This is a genomic window from Rhodovarius lipocyclicus (assembly GCF_009900765.1).
GTDB classification, from domain to species: Bacteria; Pseudomonadota; Alphaproteobacteria; order Acetobacterales; family Acetobacteraceae; genus Rhodovarius; species Rhodovarius lipocyclicus.
In genome coordinates this window covers 55222-81835 of sequence record NZ_JAAABL010000013.1, presented here as the reverse complement: position 1 = coordinate 81835, position 26614 = coordinate 55222, and the positions used below count along the sequence as shown (strand labels likewise).

26 protein-coding genes and 1 pseudogene are annotated in these 26614 nt (G+C 70.3%); 14 read left to right on the top strand and 13 right to left on the bottom strand.

The window, feature by feature from the left end:
• A pseudogene (locus GT007_RS11565) lies at positions 1-713 on the bottom strand (hypothetical protein); the annotation flags it as partial.
• A 125-nt stretch (positions 714-838) separates the two neighbouring features.
• Between GT007_RS11565 and GT007_RS11560 the strand changes: the two are divergent.
• On the top strand, positions 839-1804 hold the full coding sequence (locus GT007_RS11560) for a Bug family tripartite tricarboxylate transporter substrate binding protein (protein ID WP_160121767.1): 966 nt from the start codon (positions 839-841) through the stop codon (positions 1802-1804).
• Positions 1805-2057: 253 nt separating this feature from the next.
• Here GT007_RS11560 and GT007_RS11555 read toward each other — a convergent pair whose 3' ends face one another.
• The 3 genes from GT007_RS11555 to GT007_RS11545 all read right to left on the bottom strand — a co-directional run bounded on the left by GT007_RS11555 (position 2058) and on the right by GT007_RS11545 (position 5549).
• The gene (locus GT007_RS11555) at positions 2058-4373 is read right to left on the bottom strand and encodes an NADP-dependent malic enzyme (RefSeq protein WP_409348919.1); all 2316 of its coding nucleotides are present in this window, start codon (positions 4371-4373) and stop codon (positions 2058-2060) included.
• A gap of 163 nt (positions 4374-4536) precedes the next feature.
• On the bottom strand, positions 4537-4800 hold the full coding sequence (locus GT007_RS11550; protein ID WP_160121766.1) for a hypothetical protein: 264 nt from the start codon (positions 4798-4800) through the stop codon (positions 4537-4539).
• A complete protein-coding gene (locus GT007_RS11545; protein ID WP_160121765.1) occupies positions 4797-5549 on the bottom strand; it encodes a sulfite exporter TauE/SafE family protein in 753 nt (250 codons plus the stop codon). The genes GT007_RS11550 and GT007_RS11545 overlap by 4 nt, the downstream gene beginning before the upstream one ends.
• 82 nt (positions 5550-5631) lie before the next feature.
• Between GT007_RS11545 and GT007_RS11540 the strand changes: the two genes are divergently transcribed.
• Complete coding sequence (locus GT007_RS11540; RefSeq protein ID WP_160121764.1) at positions 5632-6570, top strand: LysR substrate-binding domain-containing protein; 939 nt, start codon at positions 5632-5634, stop codon at positions 6568-6570.
• Here GT007_RS11540 and GT007_RS11535 read toward each other — a convergent pair.
• Positions 6495-7103 (bottom strand): DUF2889 domain-containing protein, encoded by a 609-nt coding sequence (locus tag GT007_RS11535; RefSeq protein ID WP_160121763.1) that lies wholly within the window; start codon positions 7101-7103, stop codon positions 6495-6497. The two genes, GT007_RS11540 and GT007_RS11535, sit on opposite strands and share 76 nt — an antisense overlap.
• 139 nt (positions 7104-7242) lie before the next feature.
• On the opposite strand from GT007_RS11535, the gene GT007_RS11530 reads away from it, so the two are divergent.
• From GT007_RS11530 to GT007_RS11520, 3 genes are all read left to right on the top strand, one after another.
• A complete protein-coding gene (locus tag GT007_RS11530; protein WP_160121762.1) occupies positions 7243-8259 on the top strand; it encodes an NAD-dependent epimerase/dehydratase family protein in 1017 nt (338 codons plus the stop codon).
• 156 nt (positions 8260-8415) lie between these two features.
• Positions 8416-9213, top strand: a complete 798-nt coding sequence (locus tag GT007_RS11525) for a glycosyltransferase family protein (protein WP_160121761.1) — start codon at positions 8416-8418, stop codon at positions 9211-9213.
• A 256-nt stretch (positions 9214-9469) separates the two neighbouring features.
• Positions 9470-11152, top strand: coding sequence for an MFS transporter (locus GT007_RS11520; RefSeq protein ID WP_236571617.1), 1683 nt, complete (start codon positions 9470-9472; stop codon positions 11150-11152).
• Positions 11153-11225: 73 nt separating this feature from the next.
• On the opposite strand, the gene GT007_RS11515 is transcribed toward GT007_RS11520, so the two are convergent.
• Positions 11226-11444 (bottom strand): DUF1127 domain-containing protein, encoded by a 219-nt coding sequence (locus tag GT007_RS11515; RefSeq protein ID WP_160121760.1) that lies wholly within the window; start codon positions 11442-11444, stop codon positions 11226-11228.
• 126 nt (positions 11445-11570) lie between these two features.
• Between GT007_RS11515 and GT007_RS11510 the strand changes: the two genes are divergently transcribed.
• Entirely contained in the window at positions 11571-12476 is a 906-nt protein-coding gene (locus GT007_RS11510) for a LysR substrate-binding domain-containing protein (protein ID WP_160121759.1), read from the top strand.
• Positions 12477-12480: 4 nt separating this feature from the next.
• On the opposite strand, the gene GT007_RS11505 is transcribed toward GT007_RS11510, so the two are convergent.
• Complete coding sequence (locus GT007_RS11505; RefSeq protein WP_160121758.1) at positions 12481-12861, bottom strand: VOC family protein; 381 nt, start codon at positions 12859-12861, stop codon at positions 12481-12483.
• Between the two features lie 66 nt (positions 12862-12927).
• On the opposite strand from GT007_RS11505, the gene GT007_RS11500 reads away from it, so the two are divergent.
• Entirely contained in the window at positions 12928-13947 is a 1020-nt protein-coding gene (locus tag GT007_RS11500) for an NADP-dependent oxidoreductase (RefSeq protein WP_160121757.1), read from the top strand.
• Between the two features lie 231 nt (positions 13948-14178).
• Here GT007_RS11500 and GT007_RS11495 read toward each other — a convergent pair whose 3' ends face one another.
• The 3 genes from GT007_RS11495 to GT007_RS11485 are packed head-to-tail and all read right to left on the bottom strand — an operon-like array spanning position 14179 to position 17647.
• Complete coding sequence (locus tag GT007_RS11495; protein ID WP_160121756.1) at positions 14179-15153, bottom strand: quinone oxidoreductase family protein; 975 nt, start codon at positions 15151-15153, stop codon at positions 14179-14181.
• Positions 15150-15605 (bottom strand): methylated-DNA--[protein]-cysteine S-methyltransferase, encoded by a 456-nt coding sequence (locus GT007_RS11490; RefSeq protein WP_160121755.1) that lies wholly within the window; start codon positions 15603-15605, stop codon positions 15150-15152. The genes GT007_RS11495 and GT007_RS11490 overlap by 4 nt, the downstream gene beginning before the upstream one ends.
• Before the next feature lie 50 nt (positions 15606-15655).
• Positions 15656-17647: a thioredoxin domain-containing protein gene (locus tag GT007_RS11485; RefSeq protein ID WP_160121754.1), complete on the bottom strand. Its 1992-nt coding sequence runs from the start codon at positions 17645-17647 to the stop codon at positions 15656-15658.
• Between the two features lie 57 nt (positions 17648-17704).
• Between GT007_RS11485 and GT007_RS11480 the strand changes: the two genes are divergently transcribed.
• The 6 genes from GT007_RS11480 to GT007_RS11455 are packed head-to-tail and all read left to right on the top strand — an operon-like array spanning position 17705 to position 23449.
• Positions 17705-18043 (top strand): (2Fe-2S) ferredoxin domain-containing protein, encoded by a 339-nt coding sequence (locus tag GT007_RS11480; protein ID WP_160121753.1) that lies wholly within the window; start codon positions 17705-17707, stop codon positions 18041-18043.
• On the top strand, positions 18040-19332 hold the full coding sequence (gene mnmE, locus GT007_RS11475; RefSeq protein WP_160121752.1) for a tRNA uridine-5-carboxymethylaminomethyl(34) synthesis GTPase MnmE: 1293 nt from the start codon (positions 18040-18042) through the stop codon (positions 19330-19332). Before GT007_RS11480 ends, mnmE begins: the two co-directional genes overlap by 4 nt.
• Positions 19333-19350: 18 nt before the next feature.
• On the top strand, positions 19351-21198 hold the full coding sequence (gene mnmG / locus GT007_RS11470; protein ID WP_160121751.1) for a tRNA uridine-5-carboxymethylaminomethyl(34) synthesis enzyme MnmG: 1848 nt from the start codon (positions 19351-19353) through the stop codon (positions 21196-21198).
• 1 nt (position 21199) lies between these two features.
• Positions 21200-21817 carry a 16S rRNA (guanine(527)-N(7))-methyltransferase RsmG gene (gene rsmG / locus GT007_RS11465; RefSeq protein WP_160121750.1) on the top strand — a complete coding sequence of 206 codons (618 nt, stop codon included), beginning with the start codon at positions 21200-21202 and terminating at the stop codon, positions 21815-21817.
• Complete coding sequence (locus tag GT007_RS11460) at positions 21810-22607, top strand: ParA family protein (protein ID WP_160121771.1); 798 nt, start codon at positions 21810-21812, stop codon at positions 22605-22607. Before rsmG ends, GT007_RS11460 begins: the two co-directional genes overlap by 8 nt.
• The gene (locus GT007_RS11455; RefSeq protein WP_160121749.1) at positions 22604-23449 is read left to right on the top strand and encodes a ParB/RepB/Spo0J family partition protein; all 846 of its coding nucleotides are present in this window, start codon (positions 22604-22606) and stop codon (positions 23447-23449) included. The genes GT007_RS11460 and GT007_RS11455 overlap by 4 nt, the downstream gene beginning before the upstream one ends.
• 80 nt (positions 23450-23529) lie before the next feature.
• On the opposite strand, the gene GT007_RS11450 is transcribed toward GT007_RS11455, so the two are convergent.
• Positions 23530-24723: an MFS transporter gene (locus GT007_RS11450; protein WP_160121748.1), complete on the bottom strand. Its 1194-nt coding sequence runs from the start codon at positions 24721-24723 to the stop codon at positions 23530-23532.
• 70 nt (positions 24724-24793) lie between these two features.
• Positions 24794-25663, bottom strand: coding sequence for a LysR family transcriptional regulator (locus tag GT007_RS11445; protein WP_236571616.1), 870 nt, complete (start codon positions 25661-25663; stop codon positions 24794-24796).
• A gap of 21 nt (positions 25664-25684) precedes the next feature.
• On the opposite strand from GT007_RS11445, the gene GT007_RS11440 reads away from it, so the two are divergent.
• Positions 25685-26137 carry an acyl-CoA thioesterase gene (locus GT007_RS11440; RefSeq protein ID WP_160121747.1) on the top strand — a complete coding sequence of 151 codons (453 nt, stop codon included), beginning with the start codon at positions 25685-25687 and terminating at the stop codon, positions 26135-26137.
• Here the strand turns inward: GT007_RS11440 and GT007_RS11435 are convergent.
• Positions 26109-26561 (bottom strand): Lrp/AsnC family transcriptional regulator, encoded by a 453-nt coding sequence (locus tag GT007_RS11435; RefSeq protein WP_160121746.1) that lies wholly within the window; start codon positions 26559-26561, stop codon positions 26109-26111. The genes GT007_RS11440 and GT007_RS11435 overlap by 29 nt on opposite strands.
• Between the last annotated feature and the right edge of the window lie 53 nt (positions 26562-26614).

Below are 26614 nucleotides of genomic sequence, written 5' to 3'. Positions count from 1 at the left end.
GCACGCGGAGGCTCCGCGAAGCGCGGCGGCGCGTAGCTGGGCGCGGGCGCGGCGGGGGCGCTGGCCAGCGGGCTTTGCAGGGGCTGGAAGCCAGCCGGCACCGACGGCGCGCTGGCCACGGGCGACCCGCCCAGGATCGAGGAAGCCGGCGGCAAATTCACGCCGCCGATCGGTGCGGCCGCCTGGGGCGCCGCGCTGGCGAAGGGGTTGCCCGGCACATTGGCCGTGCGCGCCGGCACGCTGCTGACAGTGCCCAGGTCCAGCGGGCCCGGCGCGGGCGGCGCCTGGCGGAAGGCCTGGCCCGACAGCACCGGCGCCGTGCCGAAGCCGCCCGGCAGCGGGTTGCTGACCGGCACCGTGCCCAGCGCGGACTGGCGCGAGCCATACCCCGCCGGCACCCGCCCCAGCACCCCGCCCGAAGGGTTGTTGGCGAAGCCGGCGCCCGTGCAGCGGAAGGCCACCTGGTAATTGGCCGGGTTGATGCGGGTGCCCAGCAATTCGGTCTGCTTGCTCTGCGCGGCGCAGAAGCTCGTCGCCTCCGTCAGGCCGCGCTCCACGGCGGTGGACAGGTCCCGGCCCCGGGTCTCCACCGCGAAGGTGTCCGGCCCGATCGCCACGATGCCGGAAGTCTGCGGGGTGCCGCAGGCCGTCAACAGCGCCACGCCAGCCAGCAGGCCGGCATTCATCAGAACAGCGCTCGCACGTCCGCGCATCACAAAGCCTCCAGCTACCCGCAGAAGTTCTATTAGCCTCGCACGCGCAACATGCCAAACGCCGCTGGCAAGAAAGCGTGATCCCAGGCATAGATCGGTGCAGAATCATATCGAGGAAACATCCGATGAGCACCCGTCGCGCCCTTTTGGCCGCGCCGGTGGCGGCGCTGGCTGCCCCCGCTTTCGCGCAAGGCTGGCCCAGCCGCCCCGTCACCATGATCGTACCCTATGCCGCCGGCGGCTCGAACGACGTGGTCGCCCGCCTGCTGACGCCGACGCTGGAGGCGAAGTTCCGCCAACCCTTCGTGGTGGAAAACCGCGCGGGCGGCGGCGGCTCCGTCGGCATGACGCTGGTGGCCCGCGCCCGGCCGGATGGGCAGACGGTGCTGATCTCCTCCGCCTCCAACCACCTGTTCCACCCGCTGGCCTCGGCCGAGCTCGGCTATGACGCGCGGGAGGCGTTCAGCGGCGTCTCCATGCTGACGGACGTGCCCAATGTGGTCGCCGTCCACCCCTCCGTCCCCGTCACCAATATCCAGGAACTGATCGCCTGGATCCGCGCGCAGCCGACCGGGGTGTCCTATGGCTCCTCGGGTGTCGGTACCTCCAACCACCTGGCGGGCGAACTGTTCCGCCTGCGCACGGGGCTGGATATGACCCATGTGCCCTATCGCGGCGGCGGGCAGGCCATCACGGACCTGATCGCGGGCAACGTGAAGCTGTGCTTCATGAACCTGCCCACCGTGGCACCGCCAGCCGCGGCAGGGCGCGCACGCATCCTGGCCGTGTGCACCGCGGCCCGCGTGGCCCTGCGGCCAGACCTGCCGACCGTGACCGAACAAGGCATCGAGAACTACGCGGTGCGCAGCTGGACCGGCGCCTTCATGCCGCGCGGCACACCCGCCCCAGTGCTGGAAGCCCTGGCGGAAGGCATCAAGGAAGCGCTGGACTCAACCAACGTGAAACAACGCCTGATCGACATCGCCAGCGAAGCCATCTGGACCGGACCCGCCGGAACAGACGACTTCGTGCGGCAGGAATATGAGCGGTGGACGCCCGTGGTCAGGGCGGCGAATGTGCGGCTGGATTGAAGGCCCAGGGGGAAAAGGCCAAGGGGCTCCGCCCCCTGGACCCCCGCAAAGGGTTGTAGCAACCCTTTGAACCCATGAATTGGCGCCTTACCTTGGCAGGTGGGGCGCCATTTTCATTATTAAAATCAATAAGAAATACCTGCCCAGGATCAGCGCCAAACTCCTGGGGTCCAGGGGCCTTTCGGCTCCTGGCGGGTTCCAAGGGCAGAGCCCTTGGTGGGGGGGTCGAGGGGGGCGAAGCCCCTCTCGCGCTTCAGAGCGACTGGTAAGCCGCCACGCTCGCCATATCCAGCAGCTGGCTCACGCCCAGTTGCATCGGCACGATCTGCACCGGCTTTTCCAGCCCCACCAGCACGGGGCCGATGGTGGTGGCACTGGTCAGGTGCGGCACGGCCTTGGTCAGGATATGGGCCGCGTGCAGGCCGGGCATGACCAGCACGTTGGCGGGCCCGGTCAGCCGGCAGAACGGGTACAGTGCGCCGCGCAGCTTCGGGTTCAGGGCCACGTCGGCCGCCATTTCGCCGTCGTATTCGAAGTCGGGCTTTTCCGCGTCCAGCAGTTTCACGGCGTCGCGCACGCTGCCGGGGATGCTGCCCTTCGGGTCCCCGAAGGTGGAGAAGGACAGGAACGCCACGCGCGGCACCAGACCGAAGCGCCGGGCGGCGGCGGCCGCGTCGCGCGCGATCTGGGCCAGGGTGGCGGCGTCCGGGCGTTCATGGATGGCGGTGTCCGCCACCAGCACGGTGCCGGAGCGGCGGGCGACCATCATGGTCAGGCCGAACAGCACCTTGCCCGGGGTGGGGTCGATGGCCATGCGCACGCCTTCGAGCGCCACGGAGAAGCTGCGCGTCTCACCCGTCACCAGCGCGTCCGCGTCGCCCATCGCCACCATGCAGGCGGCGAAGACGTTGCGGTCCTGGTTCACCAGCCGCTGGCAGTCGCGGAACAGGAAGCCCTCGCGCTGGCGCTTGGCGTACAGCCATTCGGCATAGCGCGTGGTGTGGCCGGACAGGCGGGCGTTGATCACCTCCACCCCCGGCGGCAGGCCGATGCCGAGGGCGGCCACCACGGCGCCGATCCGCTCCTCGCGCCCCACCAGCACGGCGGTGCCCAGCCCCGCATTGGCGAAGCCGATGGCGGCGCGGATGATGCGCTCCTCCTCGCCCTCGGCGAAGACGACGCGGCGGGGGTTTTCGCGCACCGCCTCATGGATGGTCTCCAGCGCGTTGGCCGCGGCGTCCAGCCGCAGGTTCAGCTCACGGGCATAGCGCGCGAGGTCCGCGATCGGGCGCTGGGCCACGCCGCTTTCCATCGCGGCCTTGGCGACGGCCACCGGCACGCGGCTGATCAGGCGCGGGTCGAAGGCGTTGGGGATGATGTATTCCGGGCCGAAGGCCAGGCGCCGGCCGGTGCCGGAGCGCGCCACTTCCTCCGGCACTTCCTCCCGCGCCAGCTGCGCCAGGGCGTGGGCGGCGGCGACCTTCATCGCTTCATTGATGGTGCGCGCGCGCACGTCCAGCGCGCCGCGGAACATGAACGGGAAGCACAGGACATTGTTGACCTGGTTCGGATAGTCGCTGCGGCCGGTGGCCACGATGGCGTCCGGGCGCACGGCGCGGGCTTCCTCGGGCGTGATCTCCGGGTCCGGGTTGGCCATCGCGAAGATGATGGGGTTGGGCGCCATGCGGCGCATCATCTCGGGCGTCAGGGACCCCTTCACCGACAGGCCCAGGAACACGTCGGCGCCGTCCAGCGCGTCGGTCAGGCTGCGGGCGGTGGTGGCCACGGCGTGGCCGGACTTCCACTGGTTCATGCCCTCGGTGCGGCCACGATAGATGACGCCCTTGGTGTCGCACATGATCAGGTTTTCGGGGCGGATGCCCAGCGCCTTCACCAGCTCGGCGCAGGCGATGGCGGCGGCACCGGCGCCGTTGATGACCAGGCGCGTGTCGGCCAGCACACGGCCGGTCAGGTGGCAGGCGTTGATCAGGCCGGCGGCGGCGACGATGGCGGTGCCGTGCTGGTCGTCATGGAACACCGGGATGTCCATGATCTCCCGCAGGCGCTGCTCGATCTCGAAGCACTCGGGGGCCTTGATGTCCTCAAGGTTGATGCCGCCGAAGCTGGGGGCGAGGTACTTCACCGCGTTGATGAACTCGCCCGCGTCCTCGGTGTCCACGCACAGGTCGATGCCGTCCACATCGGCGAAGCGCTTGAACAGGGCGACCTTGCCCTCCATCACCGGCTTGGAGGCCAGCGCGCCCAGATTGCCCAGGCCCAGCACCGCCGTGCCGTTGGAAATCACGGCGACGAAATTGCCCTTGGACGTGTAGTCATAGGCCAGCGACGGGTTTTCCGCGATGCGCAGGCAGGGCTCGGCCACGCCGGGCGAATAAGCCAGCGAGAGGTCGCGCGCCGTGATGAGCGGCTTGGTCAGGCGGATTTCCAGCTTTCCCGGCCGGCCCTCCGCATGCATGGCCAGCGCTTCCTCGGCGGTCACACGGGCCGTGCGCGTATCGGGCACAGGGGTATTGCGGGTGTCGTCCATGATGATCGGGATCTCTTGCATGCAAGTTGCGCCGCGGGCGCGAGGTTCATTGCATTTGTTGCACGGCACAGGGCATGGGCGAAAGCACGCGGCCGGATCTGGCTTCGCGGATGCGAGATGGTAGAGGTACGGGAATGGGGCTTGCACGCACGGGAGGAGCCGTCAGGGGCTCCGTCCCCTGGGGCTACTTCCCCGCCCGCCCTTGCCTCCGTTCCAGCGCGAGCCGGCCTTTCTCCGTCGCCACCACGCGCAGGCCGCCCTGGCCATCGGCCTCGCAGGCGACCATGCCGGCGTCCACCGTGTCTTCCCACACGGTCAGGCGGGGGCAGCTGGTGCGCCAGGCGTCCAGCACCTCGGCGTAGGGGCGGGGGGTGATGGCCACGAAGGCCACCAGGTCCAGCATCAGCGGTTCGGGGGCGAGCGGTGGTTCGGGGGCGAGCGGTGTCATGCCAGTTTCTCCTGCAGCAGCAGCCAGCAGCCTTGCGCGATGAAGGCCAGGCTGATGGTCACGACAATGCGCCCGGCCCAGCGGCGATAGGTGGTGTCGCTCATCGCCTCCAGCACCGGGCGGGCCAGGAAGGTGCCGGCCATGGAGGCCAGGATGGCGGCCACCGCCAGCACCGGGTCCAGTGCCCCAGCCTGGTCGATCAGCCCGCCGAAATACAGCAGTTTCGCCGCGTGCCCGAACACCTGGCAGACGGATTTGGTGGCGACGATCTGCCGCCGCTCCAGCGTGCCGCCCAGGAAGAAGCGGTCCAGCAACGGGCCGGCCACGCCGGTCAGCAGCATCAGCGTCATGCAGGCGGCGCCGTAGAGCAGGCCGTGCAGGGGGCGTTCGGCGTCGGGCTGGAACTGGCGGGGCAGCAGCTTCACCACAAAGGGGCTGACGCCCAGCAGCAGCAGCGCCACCGGCTTTTCCGGCACGTAGCGGAACATGGCCCAGCCCAGCAGGGCCACGCCGCAGCCCAGCGCATAGCCGCCCAGGGCGCGCCAGCGCACGTATTGGATCCAGGCCGCCGCCCGCCACCCGTTGGAGGACAGCTGCGTGACCGCGTGCAGCGCCATCGCATCCGGCAGCGGCAGCAGCGCCAGCAAGATGCCCACCAGCACCAGCCCGCCCGCCATGCCGAAAATGCCCGACAGGAAGGAGGTTCCGACCATGGCCAGGATCAGCAGAACGGCGGTGGCAAGCGGCATCGGGCACTCCTTTTCCCGCCCAATGCCCTGATCGGAAAGCGCGGGCAAAACGCATTATCTCATGCTAGGCTCAGCTTTCCTGATGGCACGCAAACTCCCCTCCCTGAACGGCATCCGCGCTTTCGAGGCCGCGGCGCGGCTCGGCGGCTTCGCGGCGGCGGCGGCTGAGCTGAACGTCTCGCCCGCCGCCATCAGCCGGCTGGTGCGCCTGCTGGAGGAACGCCTGGGCCTGCCCTTGTTCGAGCGCGGGCCGAACCGCCTGGCGCTGACCCCCGCCGGCGCCCGCTACCACCCCGGGCTGACGCAGCTGCTGGACCGCCTGGCCGCGATGACGGAGGAAGTGCGCGAGATGGGCGGCGCGCAGGTGGTCACGCTGGGGGTGGGGCCGACCTTCGCCATCCGCTGGCTGATCCCGCGCCTGGGCGGGCTGCAACGCGCCCTGCCGGGCATCGAGCTGCGCATCACCACGGGCGGGGAGACGGTGCCGTTCTCCGAGAACTGGAGCGCCGGGGTGCGGCTGGGTGAGGGCGAGTGGCCGGGGCTGGAGGCGACGCCCCTGTTCCCCGCCGACCTGCTGCCGGTGATGGCGCCCGCCCTGGCCGGGCGGCTGAGCGCCCCCGCCGATCTGGCGCGGCAGACCCTGCTGCGCGTGGCCCATGCGCCGGAGGATTGGGGGCTGTGGTCCCGCGCCGCCGGGCTGCCGGCACTGCGCGCCCAGGGCCCGGTCTTCGAGTATTACGGTCAGGCCTTGCAGGCGGCGATGGACGGGCTGGGCGTGGCCATGGGCATCCGCCCCTATGTCGATGATGATCTGGCGGCGGGGCGGCTGGCGGCGCCGTTCGACCAGGCGGTGCCGAAGGGCAAGGGCTGGTATCTGGTCTATCGCCCCGCGCGGCTGGCCGAACCCGGCTTCCTGGCCTTCCGCGACTGGCTGCTGAGCGAGGCTCAGCCCTCGGCTTCGGCTTCTTCCTCGGCCCATTCCGGCCAGCGGCCGCGCACCACGGGGCTGGTGGGCGAATAGGCCAGGCAGGTGCCGATCAGCCCCGGCTTGCGCGCGGTGTCGCGCGGGGGCTCCACGCCGCCATTGGCCTCGATGGCCGCGGCGCGCAGGGCGCGGGCGCGCTTGTCGCGCAGGGAATAGGTGGTCTGGAACGCGACCGTGGCCATCTGGGCCAGCACCTCGCGCAGATGGGTGCAGCCGACGATGCCGCCCACGCGCTCATTCACCGCCTTGTTGAAGCCGGCGCCGATCTTGAGGCCGGCGAGCCGCGCGAAATTCGGCGCCGCTTGCGGGCAGACCGCATAGGGGGTGAAATCGCTCGATGCCTCGCAGGCGACGATTTCCAGGTCCAGGTTGATGGTCAGGCGCAGCCACATGCCGTGCAGCGGCTCGCCCGGCTTCACCTCGCCCCGGTCCACGTTGGGAAAGGTGTAGGTCTTGGTGTCGACCAGATGCGCTTCGATATCCACCAGGCCATCGGCGCGCTGATAGCCGCGCAGCGCGATGTCGCGCAGATGCAGAAGTTCACGCTCGACAGGCGCATTGAGCGGCATGCGGGGCCCCTTTTCGCAATGCAGCGGGAGTATTTCTTTAGGCCCGTGACGGTCTTGTGCAAGAGCACAATACCCGCGCCTGGCTTGACGCTGGGTTGCGGGCGCGGTCCGATGGCCGAAACGTCCAGGAACATCAACAATGTCAGCATCACTGCCCATCAAGGGGCATGTCTTCACCATTGTCGGCGGCGCGTCGCTGGTGGGCTCGGCCACCGCCGAGCACCTGCTGGCCGAGGGCGCGGCCGAGGTGCGCGTGGTGGACAATTTCGCCTTCGCCGGAGAGGGCGCGATCGCCCATCTGCTGGGCAACCCCCGGCTGAAGGTGGTGCGCGCCGATGTGATGCGCCTGCCGGAGCTGCTGGCGGCCACCAAGGGCAGCGACGGCGTGCTGCACCTGGCCGCCCTGATGACGCTGAACATGGACCGCGACGCCTGGACGGGGCTGGATGTGAACATCCGCGGCGTGCAGAACGGGCTGGAGGCCGCGCGGGTGAACGGGGTGAAGAAGTTCGTCTTCGCCTCCTCCAACGCCGTGTACGGCTATGGCCCGGGCATCAAGGGCGAGCTGGTGGAGGGCACGCCCTTCCACAGCGCCGGTGCCCCGCCGGCGGCCATCCTGTATGGCGCGACCAAGATCATCGGGGAGCAGCTGTGCCGCGACTACTACCGCAAGCACGGGCTGGACTACGTCGTGCTGCGCTATTCCACCGTCTATGGCGAGCGCCAGCATTACCGCGCCGCCAACGCGCTCTATATCATCGAGACCTATGACGCCGTGCGCGCCGGCCGGCCGCCCAAGGTGTTCGGCGACGGCAGCGAGACCAAGCATTTCGTCTATGTCGGCGACCTGGCGCGGGCCAATGCGGCGGCCTTCAGCAGCGGGGCGACGGATGTGGCGGTGAACACCTCCGGGCCCGAGCCGATCTCGACGCTGGAGCTGGTGCGGCTGGTGACCGACATCGCCGGCGGCGGGCCGGAGCCGGAATTCGAGGGTGAGACGCCGGGCAAGGTGCGGCTGACCTCGGGCGGGGCTTTCGAGATCGTGCATAAGGAAGCCGGGCGCGCGATCGGCTGGGAGCCCAAGGTGGGCATGCGCGAGGGGCTGACGCGGCTGATCCAGTGGCTGGAGGCCGAGCGGGCGAAGAACGCGGCCTGAGTTTCGGCCCGAACCAAGGGAAACCGGACGTTCAGGATTGGGTGCCAGAAGGGAGGCACCCAGTTCTCGCAAATTGCGAGCTTAAAACGCATTGCAATTTGCGAATCGGGCTGGCCCGCGTCTTGCCATGCCCATCGGGAGTTCAGGAGTAAGCCCATGCTGCACCCTTCCCCCGATGTGAGTGTGATCGTCCCGGCCAGCGGCACCGCCGTCGCGTTGCGCCAGGCCATCCAGAGCATCGGCCCCTACGCGGCGGCCGAGATCCTGCTGGTGACGGAGCGCGAGCCGGCGCAGGTGCCCGATGACCCGCGCATCGTCGTGCTGAAGGCCCATCACCAGGGGCCGAACGCCGCCCGCAACCTGGCGCTGCAGGTGGCGCGCGCGCCGCTGGTGGCCTTCCTCAACCCCGCCGACCGCTGGCTGCCGGGCAAGCTGGCCGCGCAGTTGGCGCTGCATCAGGCGCGGACAGAACTCGGCTTCTCCTTCACCGACTACCGCATGATCGGCAGCGGCGGGCGGGAGCGGCTGGGCATGCTGAGCCTGGCCAGTGGCTTCGCGCAGCGCCACGGCTTCCGCACCCTGGCCTTCACGCTGGGGGATGACGCGATGGCGCGCATCTTCTCCGAGGAGATCGTCGGCACCTCCACCGTCATGGCGCGCACGGACCTGCTGCGGGCGGTGGGCGGCTTCGACCCCGGGGTGGGGGCGGCCGCGCCGTGGGATTTGTGGCTGCGGCTGGCGGCGCTGGCGCCGGTGGGCTGCGTGCCGCGCATCCTGGCCGAGCAGCGCCTGCCGCCCGCCTGGCGCCGCCGGGCGGAGGCCCCCGAACGCCTGGCCCAGCTGCGCGAAGTGGCCCGCCGCCACCGCGATGAGGTGCGGCTGCTGGATATCGATGCCCTGCGCGACTGCGCCGCCCGGCTGCTGGTGCGGGAGGCGGAGGCCCACAGCCATTGACCGCTGAAGTCGTGCAACCGTTTTAACTGTCGTGCTGCAATGCAATATTCCGTCGATGGCGGGATGGTGCTGTGCAGCTTTTGACAAAGCCATCCCCGGCGCCTGTGAAGATTGATGACGCACAGGAAATGAATGACAGGTTTTACATCAACATTTGACTTGCGCCGCAACGCCGCAATCCGCAGTGTGAATGCTCAGGGGCATCAGCCCCGCGTCCAAAAAAACACCGTGACCACACGGCGATCCAGGGGGAATCATGTCTGCGACGTCCTATTCCGGGGCGGCCAATGCGGGGCCGCGCCCGATGAGCAAGGAGGAGAAGAAGGTCATTCTGGCCTCCTCCCTCGGCACCGTTTTCGAATGGTATGATTTCTACCTGTACGGGTCGCTGGCGGTCGTCATCGGCGCCAAGTTCTTCTCCATGTTCGACGAGACGACGCGCAACATCTTCGCGCTGCTCGCCTTCGCCGCCGGCTTCCTGGTGCGGCCCTTCGGCGCGCTGGTGTTCGGCCGGCTCGGTGATCTCGTCGGGCGCAAATACACCTTCCTCGTCACCATCCTGATCATGGGTGCCTCCACCTTCCTGGTGGGCGTGCTGCCGGGGTCCGAGAGCATCGGCATCACGGCGGCCATCCTGCTGATCGTGCTGCGCTGCCTGCAGGGGCTGGCGCTCGGCGGCGAGTATGGCGGTGCGGCCACCTATGTGGCCGAGCACGCGCCCCATGGTCGGCGCGGCTTCTACACCAGCTTCATCCAGATCACGGCCACCGCGGGGCTGTTCCTGTCGCTGATCGTGATCCTGGGCGTGCGCGCCGCCTTGGGTGAGGCCGCCTTCGCCGATTGGGGCTGGCGCATTCCCTTCCTGGTCTCGGTGCTGCTGCTGGCCATCTCGGTCTGGATCCGCATGCAGATGCAGGAAAGCCCGGCCTTCCAGAAGATGAAGGAGGAGGGCACCCACTCCAAGGCGCCGATCGGCGAGGCCTTCGGCCAGTGGAAGAACGCCAAGATCGCGCTGCTGGCGCTGCTGGGCCTCGTCATGGGCCAGGCGGTGGTGTGGTACACGGGCCAGTTCTACGCGCTGTTCTTCCTGGGCAGCGTGCTGAAGGTGGATGGCTTCACCACCAACATGCTCATCGCCTGGTCGTTGCTGCTGGGCTCGGGCGGGTTCGTGCTGTTCGGCTGGCTGTCCGACAAGATCGGCCGCAAGCCGATCATCCTGGGCGGCATGCTGCTGGCCGCGGTCACCTACTTCCCGATCTTCAAGCTGCTGAGCCAGGAGGCGAACCCCGCCCTGCACCGCGCGCATTCCGAGATCGCGGTGACGGTCGCGGCCGATACCGCGCGCTGCTCCTTCCAGTTCAACCCGACGGGCACGGCGCGCTTCACCGACCCCTGCGACATCGCCAAGGCGGCGCTGGCGCGGCTTTCGGTGAACTACTCGGTGGTGAACACGCCGGGTTCGGCCGTGGTGGTCAACATCGCGGGCCAGCAGCCCATCAGCGTGGTGGGCAACCCGCAATTCGCGGCCCAGCTGGGCACGGCGGTGACGGCGGCCGGCTACCCGGCGGCCAGCAACCCGTCGGTGGTGCGCATGAACGGCGCCTTCGACATCTTCCGGCGCGACGTGCTGATCCTGATCGCGCTGCTGACGGTGCTCGTGATCTACGTGACCATGGTCTATGGCCCGATCGCGGCGGCGCTGGTGGAGATGTTCCCCACCCGCATCCGCTACACCTCGATGTCGCTGCCCTATCACATCGGCAATGGCTGGTTCGGCGGGCTGATGCCGGCCACGGCCTTCGCCATGATCGCGCAGACGGGCGATGTGTATTACGGGCTGTGGTACCCGATCGTGATCGCGGTCGTCTGCGCTGTCATCGGCTTCTTCTTCGTGCCGGAGAGCAAGGACAACGACATCGACCAGGCCGACGCCCGCTAAGGGCAATAACAGCCTGGAGATCACTGGCCCCGGGGAAGCAATTCCCCGGGGTTTTTATTGGACTGCCCGCTTTTTAGGCGTGCATGTCCCACAGTTCGCGCGTCACGACGGCGCGGCTCTGCTCGGGGCGGACGCCCACGTCGCGCAGCATGTGCGCGTCGAGTTGCGCCAGTTCCGTGCGGGTCGCGCGCTCGGCAAGCAGCGCCTTCGCCTTCTCCCAGAAGGCCGCGGCGCGGCCAGGGCGCGCGATGGCGACCGGCGCGGAAGCGGGGGAGAATGTGGTGGCGGACATCGGAATATTCCTTGTGCATCGGATACGGGCAGATAGTGCCCGGGACAGCCTTGATATGGTGCAGTGCCGTCAACAAATCCAACGACTATTCTTGACTGCCACGATCAACGGATTTGATAATCACCCATGCTGACCATCCCCCCAGGCCTGGACCCGGATGTGCTGCGCTCCTTCATCATGGTGGCGGAGGGCGCCTCGGTGACGCGCGCGGCGGAGCGCGTGGGCCGCACCCAATCCGCCGTCTCCATGCAGATGCGCCGGCTGGAGGAGATCCTGGGCACCGAGTTGCTGAAGCGCGGCCCGCGCGGGCTGGTGCCCACCGAACGCGGGCTGTGGCTGCTGGAACGCGCCCGCACCCTGCTGGCCCTGCATGACGAGATCCACGCCAATTTCCGGCTGGCCCCGCTGATCGGACAGGTGCGCCTCGGCAGCCCGGATGACTACGCCCTGCAATGGCTGCCCGGCATCCTGGCCCGCTTCGCGGAGGCGCAGCCGCGCATCGAGGTGGATGTGGTGTGCCTGAACTCCGAGGAGCTGGCCCACAAGCTGACCACCGGCGCGCTGGACCTGGCCCTGCTGACCGAGGGCCACAACCCCGAGAACACCGAGCACGAATTGCTGTGGCGCGGCCCGCTGAACTGGGTGGGCCCCGCGCACCATGCCCTACACAAGCGCGACCCGCTGCCGCTGGCCGTCGCCCACCCCGGCTGCGCCTGGCGCCGCGCGACGCTGGAGGCCCTGGCGCGCGAAGGCCGCACGCCGCGCATCAGCTACAACAGCGCGACGCAGAGCGGCTGCTTCGCCGTGGCGCTGGCGGGCCTGGCGCTGACGGTGTCCACCCCCACGCGCCTGCCGCCGGGCCTGGTCTGGATGGGCCCGAACGAAGGGCTGCCGGTGCTGCCGGATATCAGCATCGAGCTGCACCGCCGGTCGGATGTGGATGACCCGGCGGCGCTGGCGCTGGCCGACGCCATCCGGGAAGGCTTCGCGGCGGAGCGCGAGATCCCGGTGGCGAACCACGCGATGGTGTGAGCGGCTACTTCCGCTCGATCAGCTCCACCGTCGCGCCGTCCGGTGCCTCCACGAAGCAGATGCGCACATTGGGGCGCGGGCTGCTGATGGGCTTGGCCAGCTTGCCGCCCTGGGCCGTGATGCGCGCCACCGTGGCGTCCATGTCGCCCACCGTCAGGCCCAGATGCTCCAGCCCCAGGAAGGGGGCGGGGGGTGGCGCACCGGTGCCGGCCGGCACTTCCTCGATGAAGATCTTCAGCCCGGCGAGCTCCATGACGACGCGCAGCTTGTCGCCGTTCATCACCCGCGCGGCTTCCACCGCGCCGAACATCTCCCGCCACCAGGCGGCGGCGCCTTCGGGGTTCAGGCTGCGGTAGTGGATGTGGTCGATGGCGAAGCCCTGCATGGCGCCCCTGTTCCCTGGTCGTGTTCCGGCGCTACCCTCACCCGAAACCCGTCCGAGGACAACGTCATGACCGACACCAACCTGGCCGTTCTGCTGCGCGCCCGCCCGCAAGGCGCGCCCGTGCTGTCCGATTTCGACATCGTCGAACACGCCATCCCCAAACCCGCCGAGGGCCAGGTGCTGGTGCGCGCCCGCTTCCTCAGCCTCGACCCTTATATGCGCGGGCGGATGAGCGACGCGAAAAGCTATTCCAAACCCGTCGAACTCGGCGCCGTCATGGAGGGCCAGACGGTGGGCGAGGTGGTGGAAAGCCGCCATCCGGATTTCAAACCCGGCGACACCGTCCTCGGCGGCTATGGCTGGCAGCGCTTTTCCGCCGTGGAGGCGGGGCGGCTGTGGAAGGTCTCGGCGGCCGACGCCCCGCTGTCGTGGAATCTGGGCGTGCTGGGCATGCCGGGGCTGACCGGCTGGTACGGGCTGAAGGAGATCGGCCAGCCGAAGAAGGGCGAGACGCTGGTGGTCTCCGCGGCCTCGGGCGCGGTGGGGCAGGTGGTGGGGCAGCTGGGGCGCATCGCCGGCTGCCGCGTGGTGGGCGTGGCCGGCGGGCCCACGAAATGCGCCTTCGTCACCGATGAGCTGGGCTTCGACGCCTGCGTCGACCACCGCGCGGCCCTGGACCCGGCGCTGGACGCCGCCTGCCCGGATGGCGTCGACGTGTATTGGGAAAACGTCGGCGGCGCGGTGCAGGCGGCGGTGTTTCCGCGCTTCAACGATTTCGGCCGCATGGTGATGTGCGGGATGATCGCGCAATACAACTCCGCGCCGGGCGCCGATGCCTCGGGCGCGCCCCCGGGGCCCAATCTGGGGCCGGTGGTGCGCAAGCGCCTGCGGATCCAGGGCTTCATCGTCAGCGACCATGGCTGGGCCCGCTACCCGGAATTCCGCGCCGAAATGCTGGGGCATATCCAGGCCGGGACCATGCAGGTGAAGGAAGATATCACCCACGGGCTGGAGAACGCCCCGGCGGCCTTCCTGGGGTTGCTGGAAGGGAAGAACTTCGGGAAGGCTGTGGTGGCGGTGGGATAGGGCGACACCCAGGGGGCGCCGCCCCCTGGACCCCCGGCAGGAGCCGAAAGGCCCCTGCACCCCGTCAGTTTGGCGCTTCACAGTGCCAAGGTGTTTCTTATTGATTTTAATAATGAAAATGGCGCCCCACCTGCCAAGGTAAGGCGCCAATCCATGGGTTCAAAGGGTTGCTGCAACCCTTTGCGGGGGTGCCCAAAAGGGAGAAAGGGGGGGCGGAGCCCCTGGCTCGGCTTACGGCAGCAGGATCGTGCTACCCGTCGTCTTGCGCGCTTCCATGTCGATATGCGCCTGGGCGGCATCCTTCAGGGCGTAGCGCTGGTTCACCGAGATTTTCACCCCGCCCTTCGCCACCACATCGAACAGCGAGTTGGCGCAGGAGACGAGGTCTTCGCGGGAGGAGGTGTAGGTCGCCAGGGTCGGCCGGCAGACGTACAGGCTGCCCTTGGCGGCCAGGATGCCCAGGTCGAAATTCGCCACGGGGCCGGAGGCATTGCCGTAGCTGATCATGTAGCCGCGCGGGGCCAGGCAATCCAGGCTGGCCATGAAGGTGTCCTTGCCCACGCTGTCGTACACCACGGGCACGCCGGCGCCGCCCGTGATCTTCTTCACGGCGGCGGGCAGGTCCTCGGTGGTCAGGATCACGTGGTCGGCGCCGTTGGCGCGGGCCAGCGCCGCCTTCTCGGGGGTGGAGACGGTGCCGATGACGGTGCAGCCCAGGAACTTCGCCCATTGCACCAGGATCAGCCCCACGCCGCCGGCGGCGGCATGCACCACGATGGTCTGGCCGGCCTTCACGGCGTAGGTGCTGTGCAGCAGGTACTGCGCGGTCATGCCCTGCAGCATCATGGCGGCGGCGGTCTCGCTGCCGATGGCGTCGGGCACCTTCACCAGCCGGTCGGCCTTGATGCAGCGGGTCTGGGCATAGGCGCCGATGGGGCCGGAGGCATAAGCCACGCGGTCGCCCACCGCCACCTCGGTCACGCCGGGGCCGATGGCGTCGACCACGCCGGCGCCTTCCATGCCGATGATGGCCGGCAGGGCGGGGGCCTTGTACAGGCCGGTGCGGAAGTACACGTCGATGTAGTTCAGGCCCACCGCCTCATGCCGCACCCGCGCCTCGCCGGGCTTGGGCTCGGGTTTCGGCAGTTCCTCCCACTTCATCTTCTCGGGGCCGCCGTACTCATGGATGCGGATGGCATAGGTCATGTGAGGAGGTCCCGGCTTTCGAGGTCTAGAAGGAATTGCTTGGTGGATGGGCCGTCGAGGCCCGAATACCCGCCCAGCGAACCATCCGCCGCCACGCAGCGGTGGCAGGGGATGATGATGGGGATGGGGTTGCGCCCATTGGCGCCGCCCACGGCCCTGGGGCCCGAACCCACCTGCCGCGCGATATCCGCGTAGCTACGCCGGGCGCCGTAGGGAATGCTGGACAGCGCCGCCCAGACGCGGCGCTGGAAGGCCGTGCCATAGGGGTTCAGCGGCAGGTCGAAATCCTGGCTGCCGCCGTCGAAGTAGTCGTTCAGCTGGTCATGCGCGCGCAGCAGCAGCGGGGTGGGGGTTTGATCCTCCACCCGCCCCCAATCGAGCGAGACGATGGCCCCATCATCCTCGGAAACGGTGATGTCCCCCAGGGGGGTCAGCAGAGTGAGTTGCGCCATTGTTGCCGCGTGTTTCCAGACTGTGATGCAGCACCGGCAGGGGTGTGGCGTCAAGCGGGGGTATGCAAGGCGTTCGCATCCGTCACCGGCAAGCCACACCGCCCGGCCCGGCAGACATAGGCGGCGGGCTCGCCCTCCAGCATCGGCTTGCCGTGGGCGGGGTGGCCGGGGGGCAGGGATTCCGGGGTGGGCGCGGCCAGCACCAGCACCGCCGGGTCCGGCAGGCTGAGGGCCGCCAGGCGCAGCGCCGCCGCCGCGGGCTCGGCGGGCGGGCCGGCGATCACGATGGTGGCGCAGCGTTCCAGCAGGTCGGCGGCGGCCAGCAGGGTGGGCATGGCGGCCAGCCCGCCCTCCAGGCCGGAAAACGCGCCGATCGTGCCTTCGGCCACCGCGCGCCAATGGGTGTCGGCGGTGGCGTGGTACAGCAGGGCCGCGACCTCCGCCGCCAGGCCATTGCCGGCGGGGGTGGCGTTGCAGCCGGCGGTGAAGCCGCGCACCAGCACATCCGTGGCGCTGGCGGGGCTGGTGTAGAAGCCGCCGCCATGGGCGTCCCTTGGGGCCGCGAAATCCTCCTCCAGCACCCGCATCCAGGCGATGGCCTGGGCCAGCAGGGCGGGGTCGGCCCGGTGCTGGTACAGGGCCAGCGCGGCGCGGGCCAGGGCCGCGTAATCCTCCAGCAGGCCGGGCGCGCTGGGGCGGGCGTGGCGCCAGGCGTGGTGCAGGCGGTGGTCCGGGCCCTGCAGCGTGGCGGCCAGGAAGCGGAAGGCGGCCTCGGCCAGCTCCAGCCATTCCGGGCGGCCGAACACGGCGCTGGCGCGGGCGAGGGCCGCGATCATCAGCCCGTTCCAGTCGGCCAGGATCTTGTCGTCCCGCGCGGGGCGGACGCGCGCGGCGCGGGCGGCCAGCAGCTTGGCGCGGCAGGCCGCCAGGCGGGTTTCCTCCGGCAGCGGCAGGATGTGGCCGTTGCTGCGGTTGAGGATGGTGTGGCCTTCCCAATTGCCGCCCGCCGTCACGTCGTAATGCAGGGCGAAGAAGGCCGATTCCTCGCCCAGCACGGCTTCGACCTCGGCCAGGGTCCAGACGTAGAACTTGCCCTCCACGCCCTCGCTGTCCGCGTCCTCGGCGGCGGCGAAGGCACCGCCCTCGGCCATCATGTCGCGCGACAGCCAGGTGACGATGCCCTGGGCCGCTTCCTCCCACAGCGGGTCGGGGCGGCGGGCCTGGGCCAGGGCCAGCAGCTCCAGGATCTGGGCGTTGTCGTAGAGCATCTTCTCGAAATGCGGCACCAGCCAATGCTCATCCACGGCATAGCGGGCGAAGCCGCCGCCCAGATGGTCGTGGATGCCGCCGAGCGCCATGCGGCGCAGCATCAGCTCCGCCGCGCCATGGTGGCCGCCCACCTGCCACAGATAGCGGTAGATCGGCGGGTTGGGGAATTTCGGCGCGCCCTGGAAACCGCCCTCGATGGGGTCCTGGTTCTTCAGCAGCTGGCGGGCGACGGCGGCCTGGGCGGTGGGGCCGGGTAGGGGGCCGGGATGGGCGGCGGCCATGCGGTCCAGCGCCTGTTTCAGGGCGCGGATGTTCTGCGCCACCTTGTCGCTGCCCTCGGCCCAGGCCTGGGCGATGCCGCCCAGCACCTGGCGGAAGCTAGGGCGGCCCCAGCGTGGCTCGGGTGGGAAATAGGTGCCGCCCCAGAAGGGCTCGCCCGCGGGCGTCAGGAACATGGTCAGCGGCCAGCCGCCCTGTTCGCCCAGCAGGTGCAGGGCGTTCATGTACAGCGCGTCGATGTCCGGCCGTTCCTCGCGGTCCAGCTTGATGCAGATGTAGTGGGCGTTCATCTCGGCCGCCGTCGCCGCGTCCTCGAAGGATTCATGGGCCATCACATGGCACCAGTGGCAGGCGGCATAGCCGGAGGAGAGCAGGATGGGCTTGCTCTGTGCCCGTGCCTCGGCCAGCGCCTCGGGCCCCCAGGGGCGCCAGTGCACGGGGTTGTGCGCGTGCTGCAACAGATACGGAGAGGTTTCCCGACTGAGGAGATTCATGTGCTCTGGCGCCCCGGAATGCTGGACCCTACATGGACCCTGAGCAGAGGATTTCCCATGGTCGATGACCCGCCGCCGTATTTCCAGGCCCATATCTTCGTCTGCACCAACCGCCGGCCCGATGGGCACAAGCGCGGCAGCTGCGCGGCCAAGGGGTCGGAGGCGCTGCGCGACTATATGAAGGCGCGCGCGAAGGAGCTGGGCATCCCCGGCATCCGCGTGAACAGCGCGGGCTGCCTGGATCGCTGCGAGTTCGGCCCCACCCTGGTGATCTACCCCGAAGGCATCTGGTACCGCCCACAAACGCGGGAGGATGTGGACGAGATCCTGGCCACGCATCTGCAGGGCGGCGGGCGCGTTGAACGCCTGATGCTGACGGACAAGGACAGGGTTTGAGCGGCGACACCATCTTCGCGCTGGCCACCGGCGCCGGGCGCGCCGCGGTGGCGGTGATGCGGCTGTCGGGGCCCGGGGCGGGGGCGGCGCTGGCGGCGCTGGCGGGGCCGCTGCCGCGCCCGCGCCATGCCAGCCTGCGCCGCCTGCGCCACCGCGCGGAGGTGCTGGACGAGGCCCTGGTGCTGTGGTTCCCCGCCCCCGCCAGCTACACCGGCGAGGACAGCGCCGAGCTGCACCTGCATGGCGGCCCGGCCGTGGTGGCGGCGGTCAGCGACGCGCTGGCCATGCTGGGCCTGCGCCCGGCCGAGCCCGGCGAATTCACCCGCCGCGCCTTCACCCAGGGCCGGCTGGACCTGACGGCGGCCGAGGGCATCGCCGACCTGATCGCCGCCGAGACCGAGGCCCAGCGCCGCCAGGCCCTGCGCCAGGCGGGCGGCGCCCTGGCCGCGCGGGTGGCGGGCTGGGTGGAGCGCCTGACCGCCCTGCTGGCCCGCCAGGAAGCCTTCATCGAGTTCGAGGACGAGGATTTGCCCGAGGGCATCGACGCCGCCGTGGCCGCCGATGTGGCGGAGCTGCGCGCGGAGCTCGCCGCCGAGATCGCGGGGGCCGCCCGCGCCGAGGCCCTGCGGGAGGGCGTGCGCATCGCCATCCTCGGCGCGCCGAACGCGGGCAAATCCTCCCTGCTCAACGCGCTGGCGGGGCGGGAGGCGGCGATCGTCTCCGCCCAGCCGGGCACGACGCGCGACGTGGTGGAGGCGCGGCTGATCCTGGCGGGCGTGCCCGTCACCCTGGCCGACACCGCCGGCCTGCGGGAGACCGAGGACCTGATCGAGGCCGAGGGCGTGCGCCGGGCGCGCGCCGCGGGGGCGGGGGCGGAGATCGTGCTGGCCGTCTTCGCCGCCAACGCGCCGCCGGATGCCGAAACCCTGGCGCTGGTCGAGGCCGGCGCGCTGGCGGTGGTGAACAAGTGCGACCTGGTGCCGCCGATGCTGGCGGGGCATGCGGTCTCGGCCCGGACGGGCGCGGGCGTGGCGGAGCTGCGCGCGGCGCTGGAGGATGCGGTGCGCGCCAGCGCGGGCGTGGCGATGGAGGCGGGGCTGACCCGCCCCCGGCACCGCGCGGCCTTGGGCGATGCGGTCGCCGCGCTGGACATGCTGGACCACCCCCTGCCGGAGCTGCGGGCCGAGGCGCTGCGCGGCGCGCTGGCGGCGATGGGGCGGCTGACCGGCAGGGTCGGCGTGGAAGCGGTGCTGGACCGCGTGTTTTCCGAGTTCTGCATCGGCAAGTAAGGCGCTAAACCGCGCCCCATGATCCCGTTTGATGTGATTGTCGTAGGCGGTGGCCATGCGGGCACGGAGGCGGCGGCCGTCGCCGCCCGCAGCGGCGCGCGCACCCTGCTGCTGACCCACAAGGCCGAGACCATCGGCGAGATGAGCTGCAACCCGGCCATCGGCGGCATCGGCAAGGGCCATCTGGTGCGGGAGGTGGACGCGCTGGACGGGCTGATGGGCCGCGCGGCCGATGCGGCCGGCATCCATTTCAAGCTGCTGAACCGCAGCAAGGGCCCGGCCGTGCGCGGCCCCCGCGCCCAGGCCGACCGCAAGCTGTATCGCCAGGCCGTGCAGGCGCTGCTGGCCGAAACCCCCAACCTGACCATCCGCGCCGAGGGCGCCGAGGGGCTGCTGACCCAGGGCGGGCGCGTGGCGGGGGTGGTGGGTGCCTCGGGCGCCGAATACCGCGCGGGGGCGGTTGTCATCACCACCGGCACCTTCCTGCGCGGCGTGATCCATCTGGGGCGCGAACGCACGCCGGCGGGGCGGGTGGGGGATGCGCCCTCGGTCGGGCTGGCGCTGGCGCTGGAGGGGCTGGGCCTGCCGATGGCGCGGCTGAAGACCGGCACGCCGCCGCGCCTGGACGGCCGCACCATCGACTGGGCCGCGCTGGAATCCCAGCCCGGCGACGCGGAGCCCGAGCCGCTGTCCTGGATGACCGCGCGCATCACCAACCGGCAGGTGAACTGCGGCATCACCTGGACCACCGAGGACACCCACGCGCTGATCCGCGCGAACCTCGGGGAGAGCGCCGTGTATGGCGGCCGCATCTCCGGCGTCGGGCCGCGCTATTGCCCCTCGATCGAGGACAAGGTGGTGCGCTTCGCCGACAAGCCGCGCCACCAGATCTTTCTGGAGCCGGAAGGGCTGGACGACGACACCGTCTATCCCAACGGCATCAGCACCTCTCTGCCCGAGAGCGTGCAGCGCGGCATCATCGCCAGCATGCCGGGGCTGTCGCGCGCCGTGATCCTGCGGCCGGGCTATGCCATCGAATACGACCATGTGGACCCGCGCGCCCTGCGCCCGACGCTGGAGGTGCGGGGCACCCCCGGCCTGTTCCTGGCGGGCCAGATCAACGGCACCACCGGCTACGAGGAAGCGGCCGCCCAGGGCATCATGGCCGGGCTGAACGCCGTGCAGCGCGCCGCCGGCACCGAGCCCGGCCGCGTGCTGGCGCGCGACGAGGCCTATGCCGGGGTGATGATCGACGACCTGACCTTGCAGGGCGTCAGCGAGCCCTACCGCATGCTGACCGCCCGCAGCGAGTACCGGCTGCGCCTGCGCGCCGACAATGCCGGGCTGCGGCTGACGGAAAAGGGCCTGGCCTGGGGCTGCGTCGGCGCTGCGCGCGCCACGGCCTTCCGCGCTTTCGAGCAGGGTGTCTCCGGCGCCATCGCCCGCGCCCGGGCCGAGGGCGCGACCCCCGCCCAGTACCGCGCCGCCGGCGCCTCGGTGAACCTGGATGGCCGCTGGCGCAGCCTGCTGGATGTGCTGGCCCTGCCGGCCATGCCGGTGGAAACCGCCGAGGCCATGTTCCCCTGGCTGCGGGACCTGCCGCCCCGCGTGCGGGCGCAGCTGGAATGCGAGGCGCTCTACGGCCCCTATCTGGCCCGGCAGGAGGCCGAGCTGGCCCTGTTGCGGCGGGAGGAAGCGCTGGCTATCCCGGACGCGGTGGATTTCGCGGCCATCGCCGGGCTCTCGCGTGAGATGCAGCACCGGCTGGGCCAGGCGCGCCCCGCGACCCTGGGTGCGGCCGCGCGCGTCGCGGGCATCACCCCGGCGGCGGTCGCCGCGCTGGCCGTGCACCTGCGGCGCGCCTGACATGACCCATCCCCTCCCTTTGCCCCTGCCGCCCACCGCCGATGTTTCACGTGAAACATTGGACCGGATTGATACCTATCTGGCCCTGCTGGCGCGCTGGAACACGCGCATCAACCTGGTGGGGCCGCTGCCTGTCGCGCAATGGCGGCAGCGGCATGTCGAGGACAGCCTGCAATTGCTGGGGCTGCTGCCCGATGACGATCTGCCGCTGGCCGATCTGGGCTCGGGCGCCGGGCTGCCGGGGCTGATCCTGGCGGCCTGCGTGACGCGGCCGGTGCATCTGGTCGAGTCGGACCAGCGCAAATCCGCCTTCCTGCGGGAGGCCGCGCGGGAAATGGGGCTGGCGCATGTCACCGTCCATGCCCTGCGGATCGAGGCGGCGAAGCTGCCGCCCATCGGTGTCGTGACCGCCAGGGCGCTGGCGGCGCTCAAGGATCTGCTGCCGCATGCCCACCGGCTGCTGGCGCCGGGCGGTGTCGCGCTGTTTCCGAAGGGCCGCAATGCCGAGGCCGAGTTGACCGAGGCCACCCCCCACTGGCACATGGAGGTTGAGCGCTTCGGCAGCCGAACGGAGGCCGGGGCCACCATTCTCCGCATCCGGAACCTGCACCCTGCCTGACGCCGCGAAATCCCGCATCGTCGCCTTCGCCAACCAGAAGGGCGGCGTGGGCAAGACCACCACGGCCGTGAACCTGGCCGCGGCGCTTGCCGCGCGTCACAAGGTACTGGTGATCGACCTGGACCCGCAGGGCAATGCCTCCACCGGGCTGGGGCTGGACCGCACCCAGCGCAAGCCCGGCAGCTATGCCATGCTGCTGGAAGGGCGCGTGCCCGCCGCCTGCATCCGCGCCACCGCCATCCCCAACCTGTCCCTCATCCCCGCCGACCCCGACCTGGCGGGCGCGGAGCTGGAGCTGGTGGACATGGAGCACCGCGAAACCCGGCTGCGCCAGGCCATCGGCACGCTCTCGGGCTTCGATTGGGTGATGCTGGATTGCCCGCCCTCCCTCGGCCTGCTGACCCTGAATGCGCTGGTCGCGGCCGACAGCGTGCTGGTGCCGTTGCAGACGGAATTCTACGCGCTCGAAGGCGTCTCCCAGATCACCCAGACCATCGAGCGCGTGAAGCGTGCGATGAACCCGGGCCTGGAGCTGGAAGGCATCGCGCTGACCATGTTCGACCGGCGCAACAACCTCTCCGAGGCCGTGGCCGCCGATGTGCGCCAGCATTTCGGGGCCGCCGTGTTCGACACCGCCATCCCCCGCAATGTCCGCGTGTCGGAGGCGCCGTCGCACGGCCTGCCCGTCACGGTCTATGATTTCCGCTCGCCCGGCGCGCAGGCCTATGTCGCGCTGGCCGCCGAGCTGCTGCGCCGCCACCGCCAACGCCTGAAAGCCAAAGCCGGATGACCAAGCCCCCCCGCCTGGGCAAGGGCCTGTCGGCCCTGCTGGGCGAAGCCGCCGCCCCCAACCCGGACAGCGTGCGTGCCCTGCCTGTCACGGCGCTGGAGCCCAGCCCCTTCCAGGCCCGCGGTCCCATGGACCCGGACGCGCTGGAGGAACTCGCGGCCTCCATCCGCCAGCACGGGGTGCTGCAACCCATCCTGGTGCGGCCCAAGCCCGGCAGCCCGGGCGAGTACCAGATCATCGGCGGTGAGCGTCGCTGGCGCGCGGCCCAGGCGGCCCCCCTGCACGAGGTGCCGGTCGTCATCCGGGACTTCGACGACAGCGCCGCCATGGCCGCCGGCCTGGTCGAGAACCTGCAGCGCGAGGACCTGAACGCGCTGGAGGAGGCCGAGGGCTATGACCGCCTGACCAGCCAGTTCGGCCTGACGCAGCTGCAGCTGTCGGAGGCCGTGGGCAAGTCGCGCTCCCACATCACCAACACGCTGCGCCTGTTGCACCTGCCGCCGCGCGTGCGCGAATTGCTGCGCGACGGCGCCCTCAGCCCCGGCCACGCCCGCGCGCTGATCGGCACGCCGGACCCGGTGGCGCTCGCCCTGCACATCGTCGATCGGGGCCTGAACGTGCGCCAGGCCGAAGCCCTGGCCCTGCGCCCGGGCACCCCCGGCAAGCCCGAACCCCGCGCCACCAGCCCCGAGATCAAGGCGCTGGAAGCCGACCTGTCGCGCCACCTGGGCCTGCAGGTCAGCATTCAGCACGGCAGCCGCGGCGGGCAGCTGAGCATCCGCTACAAGGACCTGGACCAGCTGGACGGGCTGCTGGCACTGCTGACGGGGAAGATGGCGTAGGGCGCCTTGAGAGGGGCTCTGCCCCTCTCAAACTCTCCCCGCCCATGCCGTGGGGCGAAGCCCTTCCCACGGCGCGCCCGTCACTCCGCCGCCACCGCCATCGCCTGCCGGCTCGCCCCGCGTGCCGAGCCCGCGCACAGCAGCGACAGCGCCAGGAAGCCCGCGATCACCGGCAGCACCAGCCAGGGTGCCCCGAAGTCGATCAGCAGCCCCAGCGGCACCGGCGTGATGGCGCCGCCCAGCGGCAAGCCGGAGCTGACGAAGCCGAACACCTTGCCGATCTCGCCGGGCGGGCAGGCGTCCTTCAGCATCACGTCGCGCGGCGTGCGGGAGGCCCCCATGGCAAGCCCCGCCGCCAGCGCCACGAAGGGCATGGCCACCGCCGGCATGGGCACCAGCCCCAGGCTGAGCAGCGCGATCATGCAGAACAGCGTCAGGCTGAACACGAAGAACAGCAGGTTGGACTTGGTCTTGTCGGTGACATAGCCACCGATCAGCGTCCCCCCCGTGGCCCCGGCCATGTACCCGGTCAGCGCGAAGGAGGCGATTTCGACCGGCGTGCCCCACAGCTGCCCCAGCACCGTGATCAGGAAGGATTGCAGGCCCGAGCCCATCATGGCCGAGAACAGGAAGAAGCCGAAGAACAGCAGGATGGGCTTGCTCAGCAGCAGTTCCCGCCCGCCGCCGGCCGGGGCGCCGCGCGGCTTGGCCTGGTCGTGCAGGATGCGGCTCTGCCACAGGATGGCGGCGACCACCGGCAGGCCCAGCAGCCCCACCGTGCACAGCGTGCCCCGCCAGCCCAGCCAGGGCAGCAGCAGCGCGATCACGGGCGGCGCCAGCGCGAAGCCCAGATTGCCGGTGAAGGTGTGCAGCGCGAAGGCGCGGCCCATGAATTCCTTGCGGATGGACCCCGCCAGGATCGCGTAGTCCGCCGGGTGGATCACGCTGTTGCCGACGCCCGACAGCACCGCCAGGCCCAGGATCATCCAGTATTCCGTGGCCACCGCCATGGCGGAGATGGCCAGCGCCATCAACAGCGTGCCGCCCACCAGAAAGGGCCGGGCGCCGTACTTGTCCACCAGGAAGCCCACGGGCGTCTGCAACACCGCCGTGGTGCCGGACATCAGCGCGACCGAAAGCCCCAGCATGGCGTAGGAGACATCGAATTCCACCCGCCAGATCAGGAACAGTGGCGCCAGGCACAGCACGTAGAAATGGCTGAGGAAATGGCCTGTCCCAATCAGGCTGATGATGCGGGCATCCTGGTTCTGCATGTGCGTTTCCCGGCTGGATACTGCCACCGAGGCTGCCCGGCGTGCCCCGGGGCGTCAACGCGGTGAATTCTTACCGAACTTCCACGCTGTCCCGCAGCAGGGTGATCAGGGGCTCGATCAGGGGGGATTGCCGGGCCTCGTCGCCGAAGACGCACATCTGGGCGGTGCCGGCCTCGGGCAGGCCCTCCAGCACCTCCAGCCCCGGCAGCAGGCCCTGGCGGCCCAGCACGGTCACGCCGAGCCCCGCCTGGGCGGCGGCGGCCACCGCCAGCAGGCTGGCGGAGGTATAGGTCACGTCGAACCCCCGCCCGGCGCGGGCGAGTGCTGCCATCGCGCGCTCCCGGAACATGCAGCCCTGCGGCAGCATGGACAGCGGCAGCGGCCGGTCCGGGTCCACGGTGAAGCCCGGGGCCGCGACCCAGACGATGTCCTCGGTGAAGACCAGGCGCCCGGCGGTCTCGCCGTCGCGGCGCTTGCCGATCACCAGGTCCAGCTCGCCGCGTTCGCCGGCGGCGCGCAGCTCGTGGCTGCGGCCGACCTCGACCATCAGATGCAGGTCGGGCCACAGCCGCCGGCAGCCGGCCAGCAGCGGCGCCAGGTTGCGCGGCACGAAATGATCGGCCACCCCCAGCCGCAGCGTGCCGGAGACAGGGGGCGCGATCATCCGCTGCACCGCCTCGTCATTCAGGGCCAGCATGCGGCGGGCATAGGCGATCAGGGTCTCGCCCTCACGCGTCAGCGCCACGCCGCGGGGCAGCCGTTCGAACACCGGCTTGCCCAGCAATTCCTCCAGCTTGCGGATCTTCAGGGAGACAGCGGACTGCGTAAGGCCGAGCGCCGCCCCGGCGGCGGTGAAGCCCCCGCGTTCGGCGACCGCCACGAAGCCGCGCAGCAGATCGAGGTCGAGGTCCGGGATGCGCATGGCCTGCTTTCTGGGCATGCTGGGGGCAGGAGTCCAGACATGTCCCGAACCCCGCCCGGCCAGCGCGCCGCCTATGCCGTCTTCACGCCCATCACCACGCGGTGGTCGGACAACGACGCCTATGGCCACATCAACAACGTGCAGTACTACAGCTTCTTCGACACGGCGGTGAACGCCTGGCTGGTGCGCCAGGGGCTGCTGGAGATCGCGGCGAGCCCGCTGATCGGCCTGGTGGTGGAAACGGGCTGCCGGTATCACCGCCCGCTTTCCTACCCTGAGCCCATTGAGGTGGGCATGCGCCTCGCGGCGCTGGGCAATTCCTCGATCCGGTATGAGCTGGCGGTGTTCGGCCCCGGGCGCGACGACGCGGCGGCCGAGGGGCATTTCGTGCATGTCTATGTGGACCGCGCGACGGGCCGGCCGGCGCGGCTGCCCGATGCCCTGCGCGCGGCGGCCGGGGCCCTCACGGCACCGGCGAATGGCTCTGCTTGAGGCGCCGCAGGGTGAAGATCGTGCGCGTGTGCCGCACGCCCGGCAGCTTGTAGATCTTCTCCCGCAGTAGCTTTTCATACCCCGCCGTGCCGCCCACGGCGGCTTGCAGCACGTAGTCGTATTCGCCGGTCACCAGCCAGGCTGAGATCACCTCCGGCATCGCGTTCACCGCCGCCTCGAAGCGGTGCAGCGTGTCCTCGTCGTGCTTCTCGCACATGATCTCGATCAGCACCGTGTCCGGCAGGCCCAGCTTCTCCTGGTCCAGCAGGGCCATGTAGCCCTGGATGGTGCCGTCCGCCTCCAGCCGCTTCACCCGTGCCCAGCACGGGCTGGGGGAGAGGCCCACGCGCTCCGCCAGCTCGGTGTTGCTGATCCGGGCCTCGGTTTGCAGCACCCGCAGGATCTTCCGGTCGATATGGTCCATGGCGGTGGATTCTTCCGTTTCTTCGGCAGTGCACAACAAAATTCGGCAGCATC